Origin of the sequence: Microvirga pakistanensis, assembly GCF_004458765.1 — a bacterium.
GTDB classification, from domain to species: domain Bacteria; phylum Pseudomonadota; class Alphaproteobacteria; order Rhizobiales; family Beijerinckiaceae; genus Microvirga; species Microvirga pakistanensis.
The window spans coordinates 198,696-222,953 of sequence record NZ_SPJX01000510.1 but is presented as its reverse complement, the minus strand read 5'-3'; the positions used below and the strand labels follow the sequence as shown (position 1 = coordinate 222,953).

Below are 24,258 nucleotides of genomic sequence, written 5' to 3'. Positions count from 1 at the left end.
GCCGCAACACGTGCGGCCATGACGCGGGCGATCCGTGACGGGCCTTGTCACGGCGCGGCGGTCCTCTCACCCCGATAAAGATAATCATCCGGCAGGCCCAGGCGGCGGCAGGATTGGACGGCGGGGAACGAGGGCAGGACGAGGCGGTCGCTCGCCCGGGCCATGGTGCGGACGAAGGCTCGCTCCAGGGGGCCGAGCCTCCACTGTGCGTCGAGCCCCAGCCGCTCGCGCACCCAGGGCGGCAGGATCTCCACGGCGGCCTTGAGCAGCACCCGTTGCGCCGGACGCGCCGGTGCGGGCAGGATCGCGGCCTGCCTCATGATGTCCAGAAATTCGAACACGATGGGCGAGGGGACGAGCCGCGCCTGCATGGCGTCGAACAGGGCGTCGAGGCCGGCTTGCGACGAGGGAGCCCCAACGGCCCCGTAGAGCCGTGCGGCCGGGACGGCTTCCCTGAACAGCGAGTCGCGCTCGGCGCCGGTCAGGGGCCTCACATAGGCGTGGTAAGCCTCCATGAAGCCGAAGCCGGCCGTGGCCTGGACCCAGTCGAGCAACTCCGGGTCGTTGGCGTGATAGGGTTCCCCCTCCCGGGTGTGGCCGGCAACGCGATCGTGCCGCCGGACGACGCCCGCGATCATCGCCTCCGCCTTGCTGCGGGCGCCGTAGACCGTGACCATGGCGGCAAGGCCGGTGCGCTGCAGCCGCGTGAGCGGGTCGGTCCGGAAGTTGCTGTGCTGCCAGACCCCGTCGCGGACGCGAGGCTCCCCGAACTCGAGCAGCACCGCCGCCACGCCGCCGATGAAGACCGAGACCGGATTCTTGAAGATGCGCCAGGAGACGGATTCCGGCGCAACCAGCGCGGGCTCGAAAGAGGGCGTGGCGAAGTCGAAGGTCCGGACAGGCTGGAGGAGCGACCGGGCGAGGAGGTCGATCTGATGCCGCAGCGGCTTGGGAAGGGTGATGATGCGTGGATCGTCGCGCACAGCTCGGCCTCCGATCTTCAATTCACTCGCGACTCCGAAGTTGCTGGGCAACCTTTGAGGATCCAAACAGCAAAAAGCCCGCCGGTGCGGCGGGCTTTTGGTTTTGAAGCAGGCTCCCGGCTCAGTTCCGGACCTGAGCCACCTTCACGCCGGCTGACGCCTCGGCGCGCTTCTGGGGTTTCGCCGGGGTTCTGGCGGCTGGAGCAATGGCGGGAACCGTGAGGGGCGTGGCCTGGGCCGTTTCGGCGGTGGGCTGCGGCGAGGCGCTGAAGAGATCGGCGACATTGCTGAACATCTTCTTGTAGAAGGGCGTCTCCTCCGAGGCCGTCGCCACAGCGGCGGCGGACTTGGTAGCGGCAGGCGCAACCGCAGCCGTGTGAGCCGCCGCGACGGTCTTAGGCTGCACGGCCTCCACCGGCTCTTCCCGCATGGACGCGAAGGCCAGGGCCGTCGACGGGGTCTCGATCTTCTCGCGGCCGCTGTCGTCGAGCGCGATCTGCTGCGGCCCGGAGGCGATGCCCTCCGTGCGGCTCACATAGCCGAGCTTGCTGTCGGTGACGCCGGTGACGTTGGCCAGCGCCGTGCGGAACGATTCGTGGGTGTCGCCGTCGTGATAGACGAGTTTGACCGGCTTCGTGCCCTTCGCGACCAGCTCGGCCACCTCCTGCTCGTCTTTGACGCGCTTCTGCGCCACGGCCGAGGCCACCTCGGGGTCGGCGTTGAACTGGTAGCGCCGGTTGGCCGTCGCCACCTGCACCTCCTCCTTCGTCACCTCGAAGGTGTCGGACCCTTCCTTCAGGTTCTTCCAGAAGGCGATGTTCGGGTCGAGGCGGTGCTTGGCCAGGTTCTCCGCCGTCATCCGGAACGGATAGGACTGGAACTGGAAGGCGCGCTGGCCGCTGGCGAAGGCCTCGCGGGCGATCGCGTAGATTTCCGCGATGTTCTGGTCCGTCATGGCGAAGCAGCCGCGCGAGGAGCACGAACCGTGGACCATGATATCCCCGCCGTTGCGGCCCAGCGAACGGTCGAAAGTGTTCGGGTAGCCGGTATCGAACGACAGATAATAGGAGGAATTCGGGTTCATCTGCGCCGGGGTGACCGTGTAGAAGCCTTCCGGCACCTGGCGGTCGCCCTCGCGGGTCTTGGGGCCGAGCTGGCCGGACCAGCGGCAGATCGGATAGGTCTTGAGCAGGGCGTACTTGCCGTTGGACCCGCGTTTCCAGACCTCCAGCTCCGATTCCTTCTTGTAGGCCCGGATCAGGATGGGATCGTCCTTGGACATGCCCTTGGTGGACATGAGCGCCATGGTGGCTGGCGGAATCGGAACAAGGTGGCGCGTGGAGCCTCGGGCGAGATTGTCGTCCTGGCAGGCAGCAAGCGCGAGCGCCAGGCTCGCGGCCAATGCGATACGCTTCAACATGGGGGACCCCGCAATTCTGATCTGCCGGCTCTATGCCTGACAGTTCCCCTTAACCCTTAGATCGTTAGCCTTAACTGCTGATTACTGCAAGCGGGGCCGTGATGGAGTCGTCGTTAAAGGGAGGTAAATACACCCGTTGGGAGGAATGTTTGACGGGATCTCTCACCCCGGAGGGACACCTCTTCGGAGGTGCCGGATCTGCGAAGCCTCCGGGCCGCTCCCGCAGGGGGGCAGCCCCGGAGGCGGGGACGCTTCAGAGCTTGCGGCCGATATTGAGGAACTTGTCGGCCCGGTGGTCCCGGATCTCCGCGGGACCCATGTTGCTGAGGTCGTGCAGGGCCTCCTCGATGGCGTTGCCCGCCGCTTGGATGGCGGCCTCGGGGTCCCGGTGGGCGCCGCCCACGGGCTCCGTGACGATGCCGTCGATGACGCCGAGCCGCAGGAGGTCCTGGGCGGTGATCTTCATGTTGGTGGCGGCGTCCTGGGCACGGGCCGCATCGCGCCAGAGGATCGAGGCCGCGCCCTCCGGCGAGATCACGCTGTAGATGGCATGCTCCATCATCAGCACCTTGTTGGCCGTGGCGATCGCGATCGCGCCGCCCGAGCCGCCTTCGCCGATGATGATGGACACGTTCGGCACGCCGAGGCCCAGCTGCATCTCGGTGGAGCGGGCGATCGCCTCGGCCTGGCCGCGCTCCTCCGCCTCGATGCCCGGATAGGCGCCGGCGGTGTCCACGAAGGAGAGCACCGGCAGACCGAAGCGGTCGGCCATCTCCATCAGACGGACGGCCTTGCGGTAACCCTCGGGGCGGGCCATGCCGAAATTGTGCCGGATGCGGGTTTCCGTGTTGTGGCCCTTCTCCTGGCCCATCACGCAGACCGGCTGGCCCCGAAACCGGCCGAAGCCCGCCACGATGGCCTCGTCCTCGGCGAACTTGCGGTCGCCGGCGAGCGGCGTGAACTCTGTGATCAGGCCCGCGCAATAATCGACGAAGTGGGGCCGCTGCGGATGGCGCGCAACCAGGGTCTTCTGCCAGGGCGTGAGCTTGGAATAGAGATCCTTCAGGGCGTCCGCCGCCTTGACTTCCAGGCGGGAGACATCCTCCGTGATGGAGACGGCATCCCGGTTCTCGCCAAGGGCACGGAGCTCTTCGACCTTCGCCTCGAGCTCGGCGACGGGCTTTTCAAAATCGAGGTAACTGCGCATCAGACTCTATGGAAAATGAAGGCCAGGGTGACGGAACAGCCTCGCCAATGGAGGCGGACACTGGCGATTTAGGACTCTCAAGTCAAGTTGAGGCCCGTCTTACTCCCCTGAAACCGGGCGAAATCAAGGAAGCTCTCCGACCCTGGACGCGGTTGCCGGTACGAAAACGGGGCTCGTGCGGCGGGAGCGGCGCACCGCCATGACCGTGCCGGGGCGGTAGAGCTGCTTGGTCGCCTCCACGATGTGAAGGCCGGCGAAGGGCAGGGAGAAGCCGGATCCGATGCTCTCCCAGGCTTGCGCCGTGCCGAGCACGAGGCGGCTGGTGAGGGGTGGCACGTAGAGGGTCTCCGCCCAGCCTTCCGGCGAGAACCAGGTCTGGCGCATGAGGCTCTTGAGCTGGGAGCGGCTGTAGGGCTGGCCGTATCCGAAGGGGGTGGTGTCCATCCGCGCCCACAGGCCCCGGCGGTTGGGCGCCACCATGATGATGCGGCCGCCCGGGGTGAGGATGCGCCAGATCTCGTGGAGAAGCTCGCTCGGGCTCTCCACCGTCTCGAGCGCATGCACCACGAGCACCCGGTCGATGGAGGCGTCCGGCAGGGGCATGGTCAGCGGGTCCACGAGGGCCGAGGCCGACACGCCGGTACCCGGCCAGTTCACCACGCCCTGGCTCGCGGGCATGAAGGCGATCGTCCGCTCCGCTTCCCCTCTTGCAGACGGGAGATAGGGCGGAGCATAGCCGAGGCCGAGCACGCGCAGCCCCGTGAGCGGGCCCCAGAAGCGATCGATGGCCCGGCCCACATAGCGGCGCGTCACGGCCCCGAGAGGGCTCGCGTAGAAGCTGCGCAGATCGGTGATGTCGATGCTCATGGCCTCTCAGGATGTCTGTCGATCCTTACGGACGACGCAGGGCGACGGATCGGGATAGGGTTTCGCTCCTCCATGAACCGGCTTCGTCCCGAAGGCGGATTCCATTTTCGCCCCCGGGGCTCTAGAGCTGGCTCCACGTGCGTGGAATCAGCTCTCTTTCTTGGTATGCCGCATTTTTGACGGCGAACCGGAACCACTTCGCCGAAAAATGCTCTAGTTGACTGTTCCATGATCGCGCGCCGCGCATCAAGACAAGGTTCCGCCATGCCAGCCCAGATTCACGCCTTTCTCTGTCTGCAGGACAATATCGGTGTTCTGATCCACGATCCCAAGACGGGGGACTGCGCCGCCATCGACGCGCCGGAGGAGGGGCCGATCCTCGCCGCGCTCGCCGAGACGGGCTGGCGCCTCACGGACATTCTCGTCACCCATCGCCACAGCGATCACGTGCAGGCCGTCGAGGCTCTCAAGAGCCGCACCGGCTGCCGCGTCGTGGCGCCCGCCAAGGCGCGCGAGGCGGTGCCGGGCGCCGATCTGTGGGTGCGCGAGGGCGACGGGGTGCTGGTGGGCACCCTGGCGGCGCGGGTTCTCGAAACGCCCGGTCATTGCGCCGACCATGTCTCGTACTGGTTCGAGGACGACCGCACGCTGTTTGCGGGCGACACCCTTTTCACCCTCGGCTGCGGGCGCATGTTCGAGGGCACCTATGCCGATTTCTGGCGCACCCTGCAGCGGCTGGCGGCGCTCCCGGACGAGACGAGCGTCTATTGCGGCCACGACTATACGCTCTCGAACGCGCGCTTCGCGCTGGCGGCCGATCCGGACAACGCGGCGCTGCGGGAGCGGGCCCGGGAGGCCGAGCGGGCGAAGGCCGAGGGACGCTTCCTGGTGCCGACCACGATCGGGGTGGAAAAGGGGACCAATCCTTTCCTGCGCGCCGGGGAGCCGAGCGTGGCGAAAACCGTTCATAAGGAAGGCGCTGCGCCCGTGGAGGTCTTCCAATCCTTGAGGGAATGGAAGAACACTTTCTGACGCAGGGCGCATGAGAGGAGCGGCGGATTCCATGAACGACCACGGCCTCATCATCGGACTCGAAAGCCGGCTCCTGAATGCATGGCCGTCGTTCGACTACCAGGCGTATGACGGCTGGATTCTGCGTCTCGCCAACGGCTATTCGAAGCGCGCGAATTCCGCCACGCCCCTCCTGCCGAACGCGGCCCTGGACGAGGAGCTGCTCGACCATATGATCGCCCGCTTCGTCGAGGCGAATGTGCGCCCGACGTTCCGGCTGAACGGGCTCGAGGCCGAGGACGTGGACGAGCGGCTCAAGCTGCGCGGCTTCAGGGCGATCGAGCCCACCCACGTGCTCGTGGCTGCTATCGAAATGGGTGATTGCGAGGCCGATCCGGAGGTCGAGCTGCGGCCTCATCCGTCGAAGAACTGGGTGCGGGAGGCCGCACGATCCTATGGGGGCGACAAGGCCGACGACGCCACCCTGATGCAGATCGTCTCGCGCATCCGGCAGAACGCCGCCTTCGCCACCCTCAGCCTCGACGACAAGCCCGTGGCATGGGGCCTGGGCGTCGTGGAGCGGGGCTATATCGGGCTTTACGACATCGTGGTCGCACCCGATCTGCGCGGCATCGGCCTCGGCCGCCGCGTCGTCTCGAGCCTCATGGCCTGGGGCTGCCAGGAAGGCGCGCGCAGCGCCTATCTCCAAGTGCGCGAGGAGAACGAGGTCGCGCGCTCCCTCTATGGCGCGCTCGGGTTCGAAACCGCCTATCGCTACACCCACCGGGTCATGCCCGGACACTCCGGCTGAGGGCTGCTCCCGTTGGGGAGATCAGCGTTCTCCCGCGCCGCGCCGCACGCTCAGGCGAGCCGGATCCGCTTTGCCTGAAAAGGCCTTGGGCGTCAGCGTCGCCACCAGCGCGCCCGCCACGATGAGGCCGCAGGAGAGGGCCAGCGTCAGCGTCGGTTCCGCATAGCCTGCGAGGACGAGCAGCAGCGTCGACAGAACGGGGGTCGCGTAGGACGCGACGCCGAGCAGGCGGATGTCGCCGCGCTTCATGCCGATGTCCCACACGTAGAAGGCGCCGCCCACGGGGCCTAAGCCCAGCGCCAGAAGGGCGAGCCATTGCGTCGTCGTCTCCGGCCACACGGTGGTTTCGAAGGCCAGGTGGCAGATCCAGCTCAACAGCGCCGTCATCAGACAGAAGCCCGCGACAGCGTCCGTGGGCACCTGGCCGAAACGCCGGGAGAGCACGGAATAGCCGCCCCACACGAACGCCGCCACGAAGGCGCAGGCATAGCCGGGCAGGTACTCCGTCCGCGCGTCGAAGGCGCCGCGCCCGGCGATCAGCACGATCACGCCCGCGAAGCCGAGAAGCGCGCCCACGAGATGCGCGCGCCGCAGGTGCTCGCCAGGCAGGAAAGAGGAGAACAGCACGATGAGAAGCGGCCAGAGATAGTTGATCAGGCCCGATTCCGCCGGCGGCGCCCAGCGCAGCGCCGCGAAATAGAGCGCGTGGTAGCCGAACAGGCCGCCGATCCCAAGCGCCCACACGACCGGCTTCTGCCGCAGGGCCTTGACGGCTTGCGGCCGCGCGATCCAGCTCCCCATCCCCACGAGGCCGCCGATGAGGAACGTCATGGCGTTGAGCTGGAACGGGGGGATCCTGCCCGTCGCTGCCGTGAACAGGGCGAGCAGGGACCAGAGCAGGATAGCGATGAGACCGATGGTGGTGGCTGTGCGCGTCGTCATGATGCCCGCCACCTAGCACATCGTGCGGAAAAGTGGACCCGGTTTTCACTGACGCGGCCCTCCGGGTCCGCATGAACGATGTTCTAATACGTCGTGCGCCCGCCGCTCAGGTCGAAGGTGGCGGCCGTCGTGAACGAATTCTCCTCGGAGAGGAGCCAGGCCACCATGGCGGCGATCTCGGTGAGCTCGACGAAGCGGTCCCGGGGAATGCGCACGCGCATGTATTCGATGAATTCCGGCGTCAGCGTCTCGAGGATCTTGGTCTTGGCGGTGGTGGGCGTGATGCAGTTGACGGCGATGCCCGTCTTGGCGAGCTCCTTGCCGAGCGATTTGGTGAGGCCGATCACGCCGGCCTTCGCGGCGCTGTAGGCCGCGAGGTTCGGATTGCCTTCCTTGCCGGCCACCGACGCGATGTTGACGATGCGGCCGTAATCGTTCTCCTGCATGATCGGCACGATGGACCGGCAGCAGTTGAAGGTTCCGGTCAGGTTGACCTCGACGACGCTGCGCCACTCCTCCGGCGTGTACTCCGGCAGGGGTTTGACCGGGCCCGTGATCCCGGCCCCGTTCACCAACCCGTCGATGCGCCCGAAGGCGGCGAATGTCTGCTGCGCGGCGTGCTCGACGGAGAGGCTGTCCGACACGTCGACGCTCAGCCCGATGCAATCCTTCGAGAGGGCGGCGGCGCTCGCCTCGGCCTCCTCGGGGCGCAGATCCCAGACAGCGACCCTCGCGCCCGATTCGACGAGCCGCTCGCCGATCGCATAGCCGATGCCGCGGGCTCCGCCCGTGATGACCACGGTGCGGCCCGCCATGTCGATCCGATTCATCGATGAAACCCCGTCTGTGAATGCGTGAGGCGCGTACGCGCTCCCGGACAGGCGTCGATCCTCCGTCCGACGGCCGATACCCGGGAGAGCGCCTTTCGTGAGGCCAGGAAACAGGCCGAGAATCAGGCCATGTACTGGCCGCCGTTGAGGCTCAAGGTGGAGCCCGTCACGAATCCTGCATCGTCGCTCGCGAGGAACAGCACGCCGCGCGCGATCTCCTCCGCCTCCCCGAGGCGTCCGACGGGGATGAGCGGCAGGATCTTGGACTTGAGAACCTCCTCGGGCACGGCCTTCACCATCTCGGTGGCGATGTAGCCCGGGGCGATCACGTTGACGGTCACGCCCTTGTTGGCGTTCTCGAGCGCCAGCGCCTTCGCGAAGCCGATCACGCCCGCTTTCGCGGCGGAATAGTTCGCCTGTCCCATCTGGCCTTTCTGGCCGTTGATGGACGAGATGATGATGATGCGCCCGAAGCCGCGTTCGCGCATGCCTTCGATCACGGGGCGCGTGCAGGTGAACATGGAATCGAGATTGGTGCGGATCACGGCGGACCACTGATCGAAGCTCATCTTGTGGAACATGCCGTCGCGGGTGATGCCCGCATTGTTGACCAGGATATCGACGGGGCCGAGTTCGGCCTCCACGGCCCGGATGCCCGCCTCGCAGGCCGCCGGATCGGAGACGTCGAACTTAAAGACGGGGATGTCCGTCTCGGACTTGAACCGGTTGGCCGCCTCGTCGTTGCCGCCGTAATTCGCCGCAACCCGATAGCCGGCCTCCTTCAAGGCCATCGTGATCGCGGCCCCGATGCCGCGAGTACCTCCGGTGACCAATGCAACGCGCGCCATGCTTTTTCCTTCCCTCAAGCCGTTTCATTGCGGATCTCTGGCGGATCCGTTGATGCGGTGGAGGTCCTCCTCCGCCAACAGCTTAATACATGTGGCGCTCTCCGGCACAGTGTAGGCCCGCGATTTTCGTTTAAGCCTTTCGAGACATATGAAAACGGCTTGCGCCTCCTCGAAAGCGCAAGCCGTTCTTGAATCGGGCGGCGCCGAAGCGCCGCCGGTCGGTGGAATGTCTCTTACCGTTCCAGGCACATGGCGACGCCCATGCCGCCGCCGATGCAGAGGGTGGCGAGGCCCTTCCTGGCGTTGCGGCGGCCCATCTCGTGCAGCAGGGTCACGAGAACGCGCGCGCCGGAGGCGCCGATCGGGTGCCCGATGGCGATGGCGCCGCCGTTCACGTTCACGATGGAGGGATCCCAGCCCATGTCCTTGTTGACCGCGAGCGCCTGGGCCGCGAAGGCCTCGTTGGCCTCCACGAGCTCGAGATCCTGAACCTTCCAGCCGGCCTTCTCGAGAGCCTTGCGGGAGGCCGGGATCGGACCCGTGCCCATGATGGCCGGGTCGACGCCGGCGGTGGCCCAGGAGGCGATGCGGGCGAGGGGGGTGAGGCCGCGCCTCTGCGCTTCCGCCTCGGTCATGATCACGACGGCGGCCGCGCCGTCGTTGATGCCCGACGCGTTGCCGGCCGTCACCGTGCCGTCCTTCGAGAAGGCGGGCTTGAGCTTGGCGAGGGCCTCGAGGGTGGTGCCGGCGCGGATGTACTCGTCCTGATCCACCACGGTGTCGCCCTTGCGGGTGGAGATGGTGACGGGCGTGATCTCGTCCTTGAAGCGGCCTTCCTTCTGGGCGGCCTCGGCCTTGTTCTGGGAGGCGGTGGCGAACTGGTCCTGCTCCTCGCGGGTCAGCTGCCAGCGCTGGGCCACGTTCTCGGCGGTGTTGCCCATGTGGTAGCCGTGGAAGGCGTCCATGAGGCCGTCCTTGAGCATCGTGTCCATGAGCTTGAAGTCGCCCATCTTGGTGCCCGAGCGCATGTGCGCGGCGTGCGGGGCGAGCGACATGGATTCCTGGCCGCCCGCCACGATGATCCGGGCATCGCCGTTGGCGATCTGCTGCATCCCGATGGCGACCGTGCGCAGGCCCGATCCGCAGAGCTGGTTGAGGCCCCAGGCGGTCTTTTCCTGCGGCACGCCCGCGGCCATGGCGGCCTGACGGGCGGGATTCTGGCCCTGGCCCGCGGTGAGGATCTGGCCGAGGATCACCTCGTCCACTTCGGCGCCGTCGACCTTGGCCCGTTCGAGGGCGGCCCTGATGGCCACGGCACCGAGCTCGTGCGCCGGGGTATTGGCGAAGCCGCCGTTGAAGGAGCCGACCGCCGTGCGCGCGGCGCCGACGATGACGATGCTGTCCTGGGCCATTCCTCTCTCCTCTGCCTGATATTCGAAAAAGATAGGGCTGGTTCGATCAAAGCCCCAGATGGTGGGATGTCAAGGACAGGATAGAGCAACTCAGGCATGCGGCTCTTAGACTTTTGGCGCTTTGATCGTGGGGCATAAGGCTTATAATCAGTAAAGGCCGCCGATCTCTTGACGGGACCCCGGCCACCGGCCTGCAGGAGTGTATTGGGTGCACATGGCGACGGAAAAACAGCCGACGATCATCAAGAAATATGCCAACCGCCGCCTCTATCACACCGGCACCTCGGCCTACGTGACCCTGGAAGACCTCGCCGGCATGGTCCGCCAGGGGGAGGATTTCGTGGTCTACGACGCGAAATCCGGAGAGGACATCACCCGCACGGTGTTGGCCCAGATCATCTTCGAGCAGGAGAACAAGGAGGGGCAGAACCTTCTGCCCGTCACGGTGCTGCGCCAGCTCATCCGCTTCTACGGGGACAGCATGCAGGCCCTGGTGCCGAGCTATCTCGAATTCTCCATGAACAACCTGTCCCAGGAGCAGCAGAAGCTGCGGGAGCAGATGGCCCAGGCCTTCGGGCCCGGAGCCTTCCAGGCCATGGAGGAGCAGGTGCGCAAGAACATGAGCTTCTTCACCGAGGCCATGCGCATGTTCTCGCCCTTTCCCCCGGGAGGCCCCGGCATGCCCGGGCCGAAGACCCCTCCTCAGGGGGAGGAAGCGAGCGATCTCGATGCGCTCAAGCGCCAGATGGCCGACATGCAGGCCAAGCTCGACAGGCTGGCGAACAAATAAGCGCCCTTCATACCGGCTTGCCATGGCCGTCCCGATTGGAAAGGCGCGGCGCTCAACGGATCGGGATCGCCGGCCCTGTGCCGGCGATGACGTATGGGTTATCCCCCGGCTCGCTTGAGCCTTTCGCCAAGGCTTTGCGGCGGTAGGACGGTTTCAGGCTCGCCGAACAGGGCGCCTTCCAGATAGTCCACGCCCCAGGCGGCGAGCAGCCGCGCGGTCGCCTCGTCGTCCACCCATTCGGCCGCGAGCGCGATGCCCATGTTCTGGGCCCGGTCGACGAGGCCGCGCACGAAGAGGCGGTCCTCCGTCGAGCGCTTCAAGGGCTGGACATAGACCCCGTCGATCTTGAGCATGTCGAAGGGCATGTGGCGCAGGCTCAAGGGCGAGACATGGCCCGAGCCGAAGCCCGAGAGCGCCAGGCCGATGCCGAGGGCCTTCATGGCATGGAGGCGGCCGAGAAGCGTTCCGTCCCGGCCGAGCGCGATCTCCGGCACCTCGATCACGAGGCGGGACTCGATGCCGGGCCGCGCGCCCAGATGGGCGGCCAGCATCGCGAGCCATTCCCCGTCCTTCAGGGTCGCGGGCGCCACCGGCAGGGCGAGGCGCTCGTGCGGATGGCCGGCCAGATGATCCGCCGCCAGTTCGAGCATGCGCCCGTCCACGAGCAGGCTGAGATTCGCGTCGTTCAGGGCCGGGACCGAGCCCAGGAGGATCGCCATTCCGTCGGGGCCGGTCAGAGCCGCCGAGGCCTGCATCAGGACCGGGCCGCGGCTATGGGCGTCCACCATCGGGGCGCAGGCCAGGGCGAGGCGGCGATCGTTGAGGGCGGACACCAGGTCGAAGGAGGCCTTCTCGACCCTGGCCGCACGGGAGGCGGCGCGGGAATCGTAGAGGGCGAAGGGCTGGGAACCGGCCCGGGCCGTCTCCAGGGCCTGCTCGGCGAAGCGCAGCAGCTTGGCGGCCTTGAACGTGTGGTCCGGCGCGCAGGCGGCCGCGAGGGTCAGCACGCCGGAGCAATCCCTCAAAAGCCCCGCCACACGCTTCATGGCACCTGAGGCCTCCGAGGCCGGGCAGCCGGTCAGGGTGAGGGTGAAGCGGCTCGGGCTCAAGGCCCCGAAATGGTCCTGCCGCCGCATCATGGGGCGGAGCCTGCGGGCGATGGTGTCGAGCGCGTCCGCGCCGTCCCCCTCCAGAGCTCCTACGATCAGGGTGCAGGTCTGGGAGAGGCGGAGCGCCTCGTTGATGCCGTTCTGGATCTGGATCAGCAGGCCGGAACGGGCCTGGATCCTCGCCGGGAGGCAGGTTTGCACGGAGGGGTCCACATCGGTCCGCAGCAGGCCGCGCACGAAGGCCGGACGCCCCTGTCCGTCCGGCCACCAGCGGCCGGTATCCTCCACCATCAGCACCTGGTCGGGCCCGAGGCGTAGCGCGTAGCGGGTTTCGAAGCTGCGGGTGGAACCGCTCCGGGCGGCCATGGCCTCGCCGCGATCGGCGCCGATCCCAGGCTCGACGAGCCCGGAGAAGGCCTTGCCGGTCCGTGGCAGGTCCCGGGCCTGAACCCCCAGCAGCGCGGCCGCGTTCGGGCTCCAGGTCAGGGTGTCCGACAGGATGTCCCAGGAATAGGCAGCTCCGCCATGGATGGTCGGGGAGGGGGCGCAGGCCCGACGCTTGTGCGGGGTCCGGGGTGTTCCTTCAAAGATCCCCGCCCGGCCCGGCCGCTTCGTCGCCATCGCCCAACCCTCACACACTCAATGCACGCCGGGGCCGGAAAAGGCAGCCCCTGATCCCGTTGAAACTGAAGGCTCAAGGATCGGGCTTCAGGCTTAATGAACTGTAAAAACAGGCCACAAATCATAGGCTTTGGGGATTATGGGCATAAAAAAACCGGCGCATCGCGCGCCGGTTTTTTGAATCGCATGTCGCGTCTGGATTACGCGTCCGCCTTCACCTTCAGGACCTGACGGCCACGGTACATGCCGGACTTCAGGTCGATGTGGTGAGGACGGCGGAGCTCGCCGGAATCCTTGTCCTCGATGTAGGTCGGGGCCTTCAAGGCATCGGCGGAGCGACGCATGCCACGCCGCGAGGGCGACGTTTTTCTCTTAGGAACGGCCATTTCTCGTCTCCGGTAAAAAAGCGGAGCGCCCGCTCAACCGGGGAACGCTCACATCTCGAACTTGATGAGGTTGCGCCTCATACAAGGTCTTGGAGGAAATATCTAGCCCCTCCTGCCCTGAAAAGGCTTTTCATCGTCGCAGGTCACGGCTTCAGGCAGTCGCTGTAGGGAGCAGCCCCCGCCATCCTGGCCTGGAGCTGTCCCGCCAGGGCATTGAGGCGCGAGGTGGGGCGAGCCGGGTTGCGCCTGAGCGGGTTGGGCAGGGACCGGGCGAGCAGGGCCGCTTCCCGGCGGGTGAGGTTCTTGGCGGATTTGCGGAAATACCGCTGGGCCGCGGCCTCGGCCCCGAAGATCCCTTCGCCCCATTCCGCCACGTTGAGATAGATCTCCATCATCTGCCGCTTGGACCAGATCAGGTCCAAGTAAAGAGCGGCCGGGATCTCCAGGCCTTTCCGGACATAGGAGCGGCTCGGCCAGAGGAAGAGGTTCTTGGCCACCTGCATGGGGATGGTCGAGGCTCCCCGGGCCGGCCCGTCCTCGTCGGAATCCTCCACCACCTCGCGGATCGCAACCCAGTCCACGCCGTGATGCTCGCAATACCGGCTGTCCTCCGAGGTCATGACCGCGAGAGGCAGGTGAGGGGAGATCTCGTCGAGGGGGACATATGTTCGCTCGACGCCCTGAAGCGTGAGCCAGCGGCCGAGCATCAGGGTGGAGACGGGAGGCACGACCCAATACGAAAGCCCTAGCCAAACGACGGCTCCGACCCATAAGAGGATAAGGCCGAGGCCGGCCTGGACGAGGCGGCGGAAGATGCGGGCGGCCGTCATCGGCTGTCCGGACCGCAGCGTCCATCTCCGGTCCGTTCGTCCATCGATGTTCTCCTCGGACGGAGCGGCAGCTCCCTCCGAATTCGGGCTTGTCATGACGCCATCCATCAGAACGTTCAGCGCGCGGCTCGCCGAGTCCGCAAAGCTCATCGAGGCCAATCTCGAAGCCTTGCTAGCAGACAATGCCCGCCACGGCGAGATTGCGCGGCCGCCTCGGCTGATGGCGGCCATGCGGCATGCAGTGCTCGGGGGCGGTAAGCGCCTGCGGCCTTTTCTCACGATCGAGGCGGCGCGCCTCTTCGGCGGCGAAAGCCCGGGAGCCCTGCGGGCGGGCTGCGCCGTCGAGCTGCTCCATTGTTACTCCCTGGTCCACGACGATCTTCCGTCCATGGACGACGACGACCTGCGCCGCGGCCGTCCGACGGTGCACAGGGCCTATGACGAGGCGACGGCGATTCTCGCGGGCGATGCGCTTCAGACGCTGGCGTTCGAAGTGCTCGCCGATCCCGACACCGATGCCGATCCGGCGGTGCGGTCCGATCTGGTGCTGGGCCTCGCGCGCGCCTCGGGGCTCGGCGGCATGGTCGGCGGGCAGATGCTCGACCTCGCGGCCGAGGGCCGCTACGGCGCGGCCGCCATGGGCGAGGGGGAGGTGCGCCAGCTTCAGATGATGAAGACCGGCGCGATCCTCACCTTCTCGGTGGAGGCGGGCGCGATCCTGGGACGGGCCGATGCGGGCGCGCGGCAAAGCCTCGTCGAATATGGACGCGCGCTCGGAGCCGCGTTCCAGGTGGCGGACGACATTCTCGACCGGGAGGCGTCGTCCGAGGCGCTGGGCAAGCGTACGGGCAAGGACCAGGAGAAGGGCAAGGCCACCCTGGTCGATCTGCTCGGCCTGGAGGGCGCGAAGCGCGAGTGCCGCCGCCTCGTCGAGACGGCGGAGGCCGCTCTCGGGGAATTCGGCGACAGGGCGCAGACCTTGCGCGAGGCCGTGCGTTTCGTGGCGGAGCGCGAGGTCTAGAGCATCGTGCGGACCCGGAGGGCCGCGTCAGTGACCCGCAGGGCCATGTCAGTGAAAAGTGGACTCGGTTTTCCGCAACAAACGATGCTCTCGTCCCAGGAGAAAGCATTCGATTGATCCCGAAAGTGCAGATCCACTTTCTCGTCCGATGCTGTAGGGCGCTCTCCAGCTCTAAGCCCGTGCCGATTGCCGGCGCCTGAACCAGCCTGGCGGCTTCATCTCGCTGACGATGACGCCGGCGACGATCAGCGCGGCTCCCAGGAGGGCGGCGGCGGGCAGGCGCTCGCCGAAGAGGCGCCCGACGATCCCGGCCCAGACCGGCTCGCCCGCATAGATCACCGTGGCGCGGGTCGGGGACACCGTTCTCTGCGCCCAGTTCATCGCGAGCTGAATGCCGGCGCTGGCGAGACCGAGGCCGACCGCGCTGAGGACGAGGAGCCACGAGGGCTCCGGCAGTCCTTCCCCGACGGGCGCCATGAAGCCGAACGCGAGAGCCGACGTGACGGCGAGCTGCACCACGGTGACGCGGCGCGCGTCCACCCGCCCGGCAAAGCCGCCGATGAGAATGATCTCCGCCGAGATGGCGACGGCGCACAGTAGCGTCAGCAGCTCGCCGTACCCCAGACCGATGGCTGTTCCGTCCGGGCCGGCGAGCAGCGCGAGGCCTGCGAACGCGAAGGCGATGCCGGTCCAGGCCATGACGCCCGGCGGCTTCTTCAGGACGAGCCATTGCAGCAGGGGCACGATGGGCACGTAGAGCGCGGTGATGAAGGCCGATTTGCTGCTGGGGATGTATTGCAGGCCGAAGGTCTGGAGCGTGTAGCCGAGGAAGATCGCGCAGCCGATCATCGCGCCCGCCCTGATCTCCAGCCAGGTCAACCCGCGCAGCACGGGCGCCGCGACCATCGCCATCGCGGCGGCCGCCGTGCCGAAGCGCAGCCCCACGAAGAACAACGGTCCGCTGACGGCGAGGGCGTTCTGCACGACCAGGAAGGTGCCGCCCCAGATCATCGTGACGGCGACCAGCACGGCCTCGCTGCGGCTGAGGGCGAAGGGGGAAGCTGACGGGGTGGCGCTCAAGGCATGCTCCTGGACGGATGCGCGTCGTTAGGAGCAATCCCACCCACGGTCAAGGCAGGCCGGGCGCGGGACGAGGCTCAGCGTGGGTCCGTGGATACCCAGAAGGAGAGCTTGCGATGACCCGGCCGCGTGAGGTGCGGATAGGCGCCGTCGGGAATCCCTCCATTGGCGAGGATCACCTTTCGCGAGGCTTCGTTGTCGTCGTCGCAGGTGATCTGGACGCGCGCAAAGCCTTCGTCGCGGACCACCGTGAGGATCTGGCGCAGGGCCTCGGTGGCATAGCCGCGCCGCTGCTTCCAGGGGACGATGGAATAGCCAATGTGACCGTAGGCGCTGGGCGTGAGCTCGGTGACGCCCCGCTCGAACCGGAAGGTAATGCGGCCGCAGAACTCGCCGTCGCTGATCCAGAAATCGTGGGCGGGCGGCCGGGGCAGTTCGGCCCCGTCGGGCCTGCGGATCGTCGGACTGTTGTAGAGCTGGTCCAGGAAGCGCCCGGGGTCCGCTCTCAGGGCCGCCAGCTGGGCCGGGCCGTCGTTGTGCTCGGAATTCGGCGACCAGCCCCGCGCCAGGGCCTGCTCATAGGCGGGCAGCCATGCAGGGTCTGGACGAAGGAGGACGATGCTCATGCCTCACACGGTGACCTGGGTGCCCACCTCCACGACGCGTCCGGTGGGAATCTGGAAGAAGTCCGTTGCGTCGCTCGCGGATTTCGCGAGGCTGATGAACAGCTTGTCCTGCCAGAGGGGCATGCCCGATTGGCTCGCCGGACGGATCGAACGCCGCGACAGGAAGAACGACGTCGCCATGATGTCGAACTTGAAGCCCTGCTTGCGCAGGATGGCGAGGCCGCGCGGGATGTTGGGCGTTTCCATGTAGCCGTAGCTCAGGCGGATGCGCCAGAACGAATCTCCCACATGCTCGATCGCGACACGGTCGTCGTCCTCGACGCGGGGGATGTCCTCGCTGCGGACGGTCAGGATCACGTTCTTCTCGTGCAGCACCTTGTTGTGCTTCAGGTTGTGCAGGAGGGCTGCGGGCGCGGTGTCCGGATCGCTCGTCAGGAAGACGGCAGTGCCCTTCACCCGGTGCGGCGGACTCTTCGCCAGCATCTGCACGAGTTCGACGAGCGGCACGTCGATCTTCCGGGTCTTCTCGAAGAGGATCCGGGTTCCCTTGACCCAGGTCCACATGAGCACGAAGAAGGTGACGGCGATCAGCAGCGGCACGTAGCCGCCGTCGAGGAGCTTGACCAGGTTCGAGGACAGGAAGGTGAGGTCGATCAGCAGCAGGGGAATCATCACCAAGCCGGTCTTCACGGGGCCCCAGCCCCAGCTGCGGCTCATGACCACGCAGGCGAGCAGCGTGGTGACGACCATGGTGCCGAACACCGCGATGCCGTAGGCGCTGGCAAGGCTGCTCGACGAGCCGAACAGGACCACGAGGGTCACGACGGCGGCAAGCAGGAACCAGTTCACGCGCGGCAGATAGATCTGGCCCTGGTGGGTCTCGGAGGTGAATCGGACCTCCAGGCGCGGCAGGAGGCCGAGCTGCACCGCCTGCCGTGTCAGCGAGAAGGCGCCGGTGATCACCGCCTGGCTCGCCACGATGGTGGCCAGGGTCGCCAGAATCACGAGCGGCAGGAGCAGCCATGGCGGCGCCAGAAGGAAGAATGGATTGGCGATGGACTCGGGGTTCGACAGGACGAGGGCGCCCTGGCCGAGATAGTTCAGTGCAAGCGCCGGGAAGACGACGGTGCCCCAGGCCATGCGGATGGGATGGCGGCCGAAATGGCCGAGATCGGCGTAGAGCGCCTCCGCACCCGTGACCGCCAGGCAGACGCTGCCGAGGATCGCGAAAGCCGTTCCCGGATGGGTGACCAGGAAGGACACGCCGTAATAGGGATTGAAGGCGAGCAGGACCTCCCAATCGTCCGCGATATGGAGAAGGCCGAGACCCGCCATGGTGATGAACCACAGGAGCGTGAGGGGGCCGAAGAAGATGGCGACCTTGCCGGTGCCGCGGCTCTGAACGGCGAAGAGGGCGATGAGAATTCCCAGCGCGACCGGCAGGACGTAGCTCTCGAAGGCGGGGGCCACGAGCTTCAGGCCTTCCAGGGCCGAGAGCACCGAGATGGCCGGCGTGATGGCGGCGTCGCCGTAGAACAGGGCGGCTCCGGCCATGCCCATCATCAGCACCGGCAGGCTTCGGCGCCCGAGGGCGAGCTGCGTCAGAGCCACGAGCGTCAGGGAGCCGCCTTCGCCCTTGTTGTCGGCGCGCAGCAGCAGGACGACGTATTTGACGCTGACCGTGAGGATCAGCGCCCAGAGCAGGAGCGACAGGATGCTGATCACCAGTTCACGGGTCAGGTCGACCGGAACGCCGTGATGACCGCCGGTGGCCGCCATCACGGTTTCTCGCATGGCATAGAGCGGGCTGGTGCCGATATCCCCGTAGACGACGCCGATGGCGCCAAGGGTCAGGGTCCAGAAACTCGCCTTGTGATGGCTTTCCGGTAAGGTAGCCTCAGGAACCGCGGAGTCCGCGTGTCCGGGGGCAACGGCGTGCTGTTCTGCCATGGGTGCTTTTCTTTGCGGATGTGCCCGCGGACGGCCCTTGTTGAATGACTCTGCGAACGACGAAGGGCGGCCCCTTCTCAAAGAGCGCAGCGGCCGTCATTGCCGGCGCGGCGGCTCTCTAGCACATCGCGCCTGAGCTTAAAACGGAATTTCGCTTGCGGTTCCATGGCTGTGCCGGCCACCTCATTCGGCCGCGTCGCGCCCCGTCTGTCCGTAGGCCTTCTCGATGTAATCGAGCACGATTGCCTGGAAATCCTGTGCCAGCGTCGGGCCGCGCAGCGTCATCGCCTTCTTGCCGTCGATGAAGACCGGCGCCGCCGGCTGCTCGCCCGTTCCCGGCAGCGAGATGCCGATATTGGCATGCTTCGACTCGCCGGGGCCGTTCACGATGCAGCCCATCACCGCCACGTTGAGGTTCTCGACACCCGGATAGGTGCGCCGCCATTCGGGCATGGAGGTCGAGATCCATGTCTGGATGTCCCGCGCCAGCTCCTGGAAGACGGACGAGGTGGTGCGCCCGCAGCCTGGGCAGGCGGCGACGAGGGGCACGAAGGTGCGGAAGCCCATGGTCTGGAGCAGTTCCTGCGCCGTCTTCACCTCGAGGGTGCGGTCTCCGCCCGGTTCGGGCGTCAGGGAGTAGCGGATCGTGTCGCCGATGCCCTGCTGCAGCAGGATGCCGATGGCGGCCGAGGAGGCGACGATGCCCTTCGTGCCCATGCCGGCTTCGGTGAGGCCCAGATGGATGGCGTAGTCGGACCGGCGGGCGAGCTCCTGATAGACCGCGATCAGGTCCTGCACGGCGGAAACCTTGGCCGACAGGATGATGCGGTCTTTGCCTAAGCCGATCTCCTCCGCGCGGGCGGCGGACAGGAGGGCGGACTGGATCATGGCCTCGCGGGTCACCCAGCGCATGTCGCGCGGGTTCGCGGAGGCCGCGTTCTCGTTCATCAGATGGGTGAGAAGCTCCTGGTCGAGGGAGCCCCAATTGGCGCCGATGCGCACGGCCTTGCCGTACCTGATCGCCATCTCGACGATGGCCGCGAACTGGCGGTCCTTCTTCTCCTTGAAGCCCACATTGCCCGGGTTGATGCGGTACTTGGCGAGGGCTTCCGCGCAGGCCGGATGGTCGGCGAGGAGCTGATGGCCGATATAGTGGAAATCGCCGACGAGCGGAACGTCCACGCCGAGGCGGTCGAGCCGCTCGCGGATCTTCGGCACCGCGGCCGCAGCCTCGTCCCGGTCGACCGTGATGCGCACCAGCTCGGAGCCGGCGCGGGCGAGCGCCGCCACCTGGGCTACGGTGGCGTCCACGTCCGCCGTATCCGTGTTGGTCATGGATTGAACCACGATCGGCGCTCCGCCGCCGACCATGACGGAGCCGACCCGCACGCCCACCGTGCGATGGCGCAGCGCGGGCCCTGCTGGGCTCTCGGCGGAGGCGGCTTCGGGGGAGGGGGACATCAAAGACATGCTGCAATCCACGGCGGCCGGCGGGTTCGAGGCCGCTGCCGTTTAGCTGATGCCAAAACCCCGTCCCGTCAAGCGCGGCATGATCGGCAGGCCGGGAAGGACGGCCTTGAATGCGGTCGCAGGCCTCCTCATGCCTGGGGCGATCCCGGCTGCGACGCCCTGCTATCCCTGCCGGAACCGGAAGACGCTCGTCTTCTTGATCTCGGCGTCCTCCAGGGTTCTGGTCACCGGAACCTCGTAGGTCGCAAGCCGATCGAGCCGCTCCCCGGGGAGATAGCTGCGCCCGGGATCGCCGATCAGGACGGTGGCCCCGCGCCGGCTCAGGCCGAACAGCCACTCCGTCACCCGGGCGGCGAGGTCGCGCTCGTAGCAGATGTCGCCCGCGAGGATTGTCTCCCATCCCTGGTCCTGCCCGACGACGTCGGCCTGGAGCGGCGTGACCGCAACGCCGTTCGCTTCGGCATTCAGGCGCATGGCCGCAATGGCGAAGCTGTCGATGTCGCAGGCCGTGACCTCGGCGGCGCCCGCTTTCATGGCCGCGATGGCCACGAGGCCGGACCCCGACGCGAAATCGAGAACCCGCCGTCCGCGCACGGTGTCCGGGTGATCGAGGATGTAGCGGGCCAGGGCCTGACCGCCCGCCCAGGCAAAGGCCCAGAAGGGCGGCGGCAGGCCGATCTCCCCCAGCTCCTCCTCGGTGCGCTGCCACAGCTCCGTCGCCTCGTCGGCCACGTGCAGGGAGAGTTCCGGCGCATGGGGCACCGGCAGAAGCCGCGTCTCGGCGCGGATGAAGGCGTCAGCGTCGGTGATCATGGGCTCAGCATGGAGGCGTATAGCCGTTTGACCTCGTCCATCACGTCCCGTTCCGTGTAACCGTCGAGCACCCGGGCCCGGGCCGCCGCGCCCATGCGCGCCACACGCTCCGGATCACGGGCGAGGGACGACAGCGCCTCCGCGAGGGCAGAGGCATCCTCAGGCGGCACGAGGCGGCCTTCCCGGCCGTCGCGGACGAGGGTGCGGCAGCCGGGGACGTTCGTGGTGAGGATGGCGCGGCCGCAGGCGGCGGCCTCCAGAAGCGTTCGGGGCAGGCCTTCTCCGCCGCGGGAGGGCAGGCAGGCCACGTGATGATCGCGCCAGACGGACGCGACATCGCGGGTCGCGCCGTGCCAGACGATGCCGGGTTCCGCGCCCCAGGCCTTCAGGGTTTCTTCCGGAATGGCCTTCGGATTCGACGGGTCGGGGGCGCCATAGAGGGAGAGCTCGACCTCCGCGCCCTGGCCTCGGGCCTTGCGGACGGCCTCGACGGCGAGGTCCACGCCCTTCGACCAGAGCATGCGCGCCACGAGCGCAACCTTCAGGGGCGGCTCGGCGGGAAGGGGGGAGGGGCCGAGGACTTCGGGATCGATCCCGGCGCCGCCCACCACCGTGACCTTAGGGCCTAACGGGTCGAGGCCGAGGAGTCGGGGGTCGTCCGTATTCTCGACGAGATAGCGGGTCTTTGGGGTTTCGAGGCCGCGAACCAGGAGCCGCACGGCGCGCTGGGACAGGCGTCCGATCCGGTCCGTTCGGGCGCCCAGGAAGCCGAGGCCCGTGAGCGCATAGACCCGGCGGCCGACTCCCGCGAGCGTGGCGGCGAAGCCCCCGACCAGGATGCTCTTGAGGGCGATGCAATGGACGATGTCGGCCTTCTCCGCCTTCAGGATCGCGGCGAGCTGACCCGCGGCATAGCCGGCCGTCATCGGGTTGATGCTGCGCCGCTCGACCTGAAGCGGGATCACCCGCGCGCCGGTGGCCTCGATGGCTTCGCGGTGGTCGCGCACGCGGGCGACGACGGCCACGTCGAGCCCCAGCTCGCGCGCGGCACGGGCCATGGGGAGGAAATGGGAGGCGAAGAACCAGTCCTCGGTGATGACGAAGACGAGCTTGCGGCCTGAAAGATCGGGACGAGCGGACGACAAGGGAGACCTTGGATGAAACTGCGATGTCGTTCTAACGGTCCCGGCCCGCCGTGGGAACCACTCTTTTCCCCGCCCGTTGCATCCGGCCTGGAAGGGAGGCGTGAATGAGCGAGTGGTTGCCGACGATCCTGGCGACGGTTGCGGGAATTCTGTCCACGGCGAGCTTCGTCCCGCAGGTGCTGAAAGCGTGGCGGGAGCGCGACACGGCGGCGATCTCGAAGCGCATGTACCTGGTGACGGTGACCGCCTTCACCCTGTGGTCGCTCTACGGGTTCCTGATCGGCGCCATGCCGCTCATCATCTTCAACCTGCTGAGCTTAGCCTTGAGCGGCGCCATCCTGTTCCTGAAGATCCGCAACGACCGCCAGGAGGCGCGGGTGGACAAGTCTGCCGCAGGCCCGCGGAAGGAACCCGGCATGGCGCAGTCCGGTTGATCCTCTGCTTCAAGACAGGGCAAGACATGTTGCTGGACCCGAATCCCTCCGCCGATTCCATCGTCGATCCGCGCGATGCCGCCGAAACGGCGGGGCTCGTGTACGTTTCCGACGAGGAACCGGGCATCCGGCGCAAGAAATCCGGCAAAGGCTTCACCTATCTGGGGCCCGACGGGAAGAAGGTGGACGATCGGGCCACCCTCGACCGGATCAGGTCGCTCGCCATTCCGCCCGCCTATACCGATGTGTGGATCTGCTCCAAAGCCAACGGCCATATCCAGGCGACGGGCCGCGACGTGAAGGGGCGCAAGCAATACCGCTATCATCCCGCTTTCCGGGAGGTTCGCGAGAGCACGAAATACGAGCGCATGCTCGAATTCGCCAAGGGCCTGCCGGCCATCCGCAAGACCATCGACGAGCACATGAGCCAGCGCGGCCTGTCCCGGGAGAAGGTGCTGGCCACGGTGGTGCATCTCCTCGAGAACACCCTGATCCGCGTCGGCAACGAGGATTACGCGAAGCAGAACAAGAGCTATGGCCTGACCACCCTGCGCGATCCGCACGTGAAGGTGGACGGCAGCGAGCTGCGTTTCCAGTTCAAGGGCAAGAGCGGCAAGACCTGGAAACTGCAGGTGAAGGACCGCCGCGTCGCGAAGATCGTGAAGGCGTGCCAGGACCTGCCGGGGCAGGATCTGTTCCAGTATCTCGACGAGAACGGCGAGCGCCAGTCGGTCACGTCCTCGGACGTGAATGCCTATCTCAAGGACATCACCGGACGCGACATCACCGCCAAGGATTTCCGCACCTGGGCCGGCACCGTGCTCGCGGCCCTGGCGCTCGCCGAGTTCGAGCAGTTCGACAGCGAGGCGAAGGCCAAGAAGAACATCCGCGCGGCGATCGAGCAGGTTTCCGCCCGCCTGGGCAACACCCCCACCATCTGCCGCAAGTGCTATGTGCATCCGGAGGTGTTCTCCTGCTACCTCGATGGCGGACTGCTCATCGAGATCAAGCGGGAAATCGAAGCCGAGCTGCGTGACGACCTCCCGTCGCTCAGACCCGAAGAGGCGGCGGTGCTGAGCCTGCTGCAGGAGCGGCTCTCCCGCGAGATCGACGAGACGGCGAAGAAGCCGGCCAAGCGCCGTCGTTCGCCATCCGGCGGGAAACAGGCCGGCAAACGGGCCAAGACCCTGTCCGGCAAGAACGCGCCCGAGATGCGGGCCTGACCTCTTGACCCGAGCGCCCTCCCCGTGCTCCACCGCGCCGGAACAGGAGCTGCGGGTCAGATGGGCCGTTCGATCACCACACTTGCCGTTCTCATGGCCGCGCTCGCAGGGGCGGTGATCGGCGCCTCAAGCGCGCCGGCCCGGGAGCCGAGCTGGGTCGAGGTGAAATGCACCCGCTACAAGAAGGCCTGGGACGAGGCGCTCGCGCGCACGAAGGCGAAGGGTCTGGGGCAGGAATTTCTCGACCGGCATGAAGCCTTCCTGGCGTCCGGATGCACGGCCGACGGGGATGTCTGTCCCCGCTCCGAGGAGGAGCTGGCGCTGGCGAACATGATGGTCGTGGCCGCCATGAACGCGGGAACGGCCAGCACCTTCCCGCCTTTCGCATGCCGCAAGTAGCCGCCAGAGCCTGACCGCAGGGTTCTTTCG

24 protein-coding genes are annotated in these 24,258 nt (G+C 67.1%); 7 read left to right on the top strand and 17 right to left on the bottom strand.

The features are described 5' to 3' along the window. Positions 1–47: 47 nt before the first annotated feature. The 4 genes from E4K09_RS23450 to E4K09_RS23435 all read right to left on the bottom strand — a co-directional run bounded on the left by E4K09_RS23450 (position 48) and on the right by E4K09_RS23435 (position 4,477). Positions 48–983: an oxygenase MpaB family protein gene (locus E4K09_RS23450; RefSeq protein WP_204985777.1), complete on the bottom strand. Its 936-nt coding sequence runs from the start codon at positions 981–983 to the stop codon at positions 48–50. 121 nt (positions 984–1,104) lie between these two features. Continuing rightward, on the bottom strand, positions 1,105–2,403 hold the full coding sequence (locus E4K09_RS23445) for a L,D-transpeptidase family protein (protein WP_134500098.1): 1,299 nt from the start codon (positions 2,401–2,403) through the stop codon (positions 1,105–1,107). Positions 2,404–2,656: 253 nt separating this feature from the next. Beyond that, a complete protein-coding gene (locus E4K09_RS23440; RefSeq protein WP_134500097.1) occupies positions 2,657–3,610 on the bottom strand; it encodes an acetyl-CoA carboxylase carboxyltransferase subunit alpha in 954 nt (317 codons plus the stop codon). Between the two features lie 123 nt (positions 3,611–3,733). Next, complete coding sequence (locus tag E4K09_RS23435) at positions 3,734–4,477, bottom strand: class I SAM-dependent methyltransferase (protein WP_134500096.1); 744 nt, start codon at positions 4,475–4,477, stop codon at positions 3,734–3,736. Positions 4,478–4,741: 264 nt separating this feature from the next. Between E4K09_RS23435 and gloB the strand changes: the two genes are divergently transcribed. Together gloB and E4K09_RS23425 are read left to right on the top strand one after the other, a co-directional pair. Then, a complete protein-coding gene (gene gloB / locus E4K09_RS23430; protein ID WP_134500095.1) occupies positions 4,742–5,509 on the top strand; it encodes a hydroxyacylglutathione hydrolase in 768 nt (255 codons plus the stop codon). Between the two features lie 31 nt (positions 5,510–5,540). Further along, positions 5,541–6,299 carry a GNAT family N-acetyltransferase gene (locus E4K09_RS23425; RefSeq protein WP_166802465.1) on the top strand — a complete coding sequence of 253 codons (759 nt, stop codon included), beginning with the start codon at positions 5,541–5,543 and terminating at the stop codon, positions 6,297–6,299. A gap of 21 nt (positions 6,300–6,320) precedes the next feature. On the opposite strand, the gene yddG is transcribed toward E4K09_RS23425, so the two are convergent. The 4 genes from yddG to E4K09_RS23405 form a co-directional block, all read right to left on the bottom strand. Next, a complete protein-coding gene (gene yddG, locus E4K09_RS23420) occupies positions 6,321–7,241 on the bottom strand; it encodes an aromatic amino acid exporter YddG (protein WP_244610651.1) in 921 nt (306 codons plus the stop codon). An 83-nt stretch (positions 7,242–7,324) separates the two neighbouring features. Then, positions 7,325–8,071: an SDR family NAD(P)-dependent oxidoreductase gene (locus E4K09_RS23415; protein ID WP_134500093.1), complete on the bottom strand. Its 747-nt coding sequence runs from the start codon at positions 8,069–8,071 to the stop codon at positions 7,325–7,327. A gap of 122 nt (positions 8,072–8,193) precedes the next feature. Continuing rightward, positions 8,194–8,919, bottom strand: a complete 726-nt coding sequence (gene phbB / locus E4K09_RS23410) for an acetoacetyl-CoA reductase (RefSeq protein ID WP_134500092.1) — start codon at positions 8,917–8,919, stop codon at positions 8,194–8,196. A 233-nt stretch (positions 8,920–9,152) separates the two neighbouring features. Beyond that, positions 9,153–10,331: an acetyl-CoA C-acetyltransferase gene (locus tag E4K09_RS23405; protein WP_134500091.1), complete on the bottom strand. Its 1,179-nt coding sequence runs from the start codon at positions 10,329–10,331 to the stop codon at positions 9,153–9,155. Positions 10,332–10,545: 214 nt separating this feature from the next. Here E4K09_RS23405 and phaR point away from each other — a divergent pair, with 214 nt between their 5' ends. Further along, entirely contained in the window at positions 10,546–11,121 is a 576-nt protein-coding gene (phaR, locus tag E4K09_RS23400) for a polyhydroxyalkanoate synthesis repressor PhaR (protein ID WP_134500090.1), read from the top strand. Positions 11,122–11,219: 98 nt separating this feature from the next. On the opposite strand, the gene E4K09_RS23395 is transcribed toward phaR, so the two are convergent. From E4K09_RS23395 to mtgA, 3 genes are all read right to left on the bottom strand, one after another. Next, complete coding sequence (locus E4K09_RS23395) at positions 11,220–12,851, bottom strand: GGDEF domain-containing protein (RefSeq protein ID WP_134500089.1); 1,632 nt, start codon at positions 12,849–12,851, stop codon at positions 11,220–11,222. A gap of 200 nt (positions 12,852–13,051) precedes the next feature. Then, positions 13,052–13,237 (bottom strand): 50S ribosomal protein L32, encoded by a 186-nt coding sequence (gene rpmF / locus E4K09_RS23390; protein WP_091131251.1) that lies wholly within the window; start codon positions 13,235–13,237, stop codon positions 13,052–13,054. A 143-nt stretch (positions 13,238–13,380) separates the two neighbouring features. Continuing rightward, the gene (gene mtgA / locus E4K09_RS23385; RefSeq protein WP_134500141.1) at positions 13,381–14,067 is read right to left on the bottom strand and encodes a monofunctional biosynthetic peptidoglycan transglycosylase; all 687 of its coding nucleotides are present in this window, start codon (positions 14,065–14,067) and stop codon (positions 13,381–13,383) included. Positions 14,068–14,161: 94 nt separating this feature from the next. On the opposite strand from mtgA, the gene E4K09_RS23380 reads away from it, so the two are divergent. After that, positions 14,162–15,088, top strand: a complete 927-nt coding sequence (locus tag E4K09_RS23380; RefSeq protein ID WP_134500088.1) for a polyprenyl synthetase family protein — start codon at positions 14,162–14,164, stop codon at positions 15,086–15,088. A gap of 171 nt (positions 15,089–15,259) precedes the next feature. Here E4K09_RS23380 and E4K09_RS23375 read toward each other — a convergent pair whose 3' ends face one another. From E4K09_RS23375 to E4K09_RS23350, 6 genes are all read right to left on the bottom strand, one after another. Continuing rightward, positions 15,260–16,168 (bottom strand): DMT family transporter, encoded by a 909-nt coding sequence (locus E4K09_RS23375; RefSeq protein WP_244610650.1) that lies wholly within the window; start codon positions 16,166–16,168, stop codon positions 15,260–15,262. A 77-nt stretch (positions 16,169–16,245) separates the two neighbouring features. Then, the gene (locus E4K09_RS23370; protein ID WP_134500087.1) at positions 16,246–16,794 is read right to left on the bottom strand and encodes a GNAT family N-acetyltransferase; all 549 of its coding nucleotides are present in this window, start codon (positions 16,792–16,794) and stop codon (positions 16,246–16,248) included. A 3-nt stretch (positions 16,795–16,797) separates the two neighbouring features. Further along, positions 16,798–18,744, bottom strand: coding sequence for a potassium transporter Kup (locus tag E4K09_RS23365; RefSeq protein WP_134500086.1), 1,947 nt, complete (start codon positions 18,742–18,744; stop codon positions 16,798–16,800). Positions 18,745–18,927: 183 nt separating this feature from the next. Continuing rightward, positions 18,928–20,214: a flavodoxin-dependent (E)-4-hydroxy-3-methylbut-2-enyl-diphosphate synthase gene (gene ispG, locus E4K09_RS23360; protein WP_134500085.1), complete on the bottom strand. Its 1,287-nt coding sequence runs from the start codon at positions 20,212–20,214 to the stop codon at positions 18,928–18,930. A gap of 162 nt (positions 20,215–20,376) precedes the next feature. After that, positions 20,377–21,027: a class I SAM-dependent methyltransferase gene (locus E4K09_RS23355; RefSeq protein ID WP_134500084.1), complete on the bottom strand. Its 651-nt coding sequence runs from the start codon at positions 21,025–21,027 to the stop codon at positions 20,377–20,379. Then, positions 21,024–22,172 (bottom strand): glycosyltransferase family 4 protein, encoded by a 1,149-nt coding sequence (locus tag E4K09_RS23350; RefSeq protein ID WP_134500083.1) that lies wholly within the window; start codon positions 22,170–22,172, stop codon positions 21,024–21,026. Before E4K09_RS23350 ends, E4K09_RS23355 begins: the two co-directional genes overlap by 4 nt. Positions 22,173–22,276: 104 nt before the next feature. Here E4K09_RS23350 and E4K09_RS23345 point away from each other — a divergent pair, with 104 nt between their 5' ends. Genes E4K09_RS23345 through E4K09_RS23335 form a run of 3 tightly spaced genes read left to right on the top strand, consistent with a single transcriptional unit; the run spans position 22,277 to position 24,228 of the window. Next, complete coding sequence (locus E4K09_RS23345) at positions 22,277–22,606, top strand: SemiSWEET family sugar transporter (protein WP_134500082.1); 330 nt, start codon at positions 22,277–22,279, stop codon at positions 22,604–22,606. 26 nt (positions 22,607–22,632) lie between these two features. Then, positions 22,633–23,829, top strand: coding sequence for a DNA topoisomerase IB (locus tag E4K09_RS23340; protein WP_134500081.1), 1,197 nt, complete (start codon positions 22,633–22,635; stop codon positions 23,827–23,829). 60 nt (positions 23,830–23,889) lie between these two features. After that, the gene (locus tag E4K09_RS23335) at positions 23,890–24,228 is read left to right on the top strand and encodes a hypothetical protein (protein ID WP_134500080.1); all 339 of its coding nucleotides are present in this window, start codon (positions 23,890–23,892) and stop codon (positions 24,226–24,228) included. Positions 24,229–24,258: the final 30 nt, after the last annotated feature.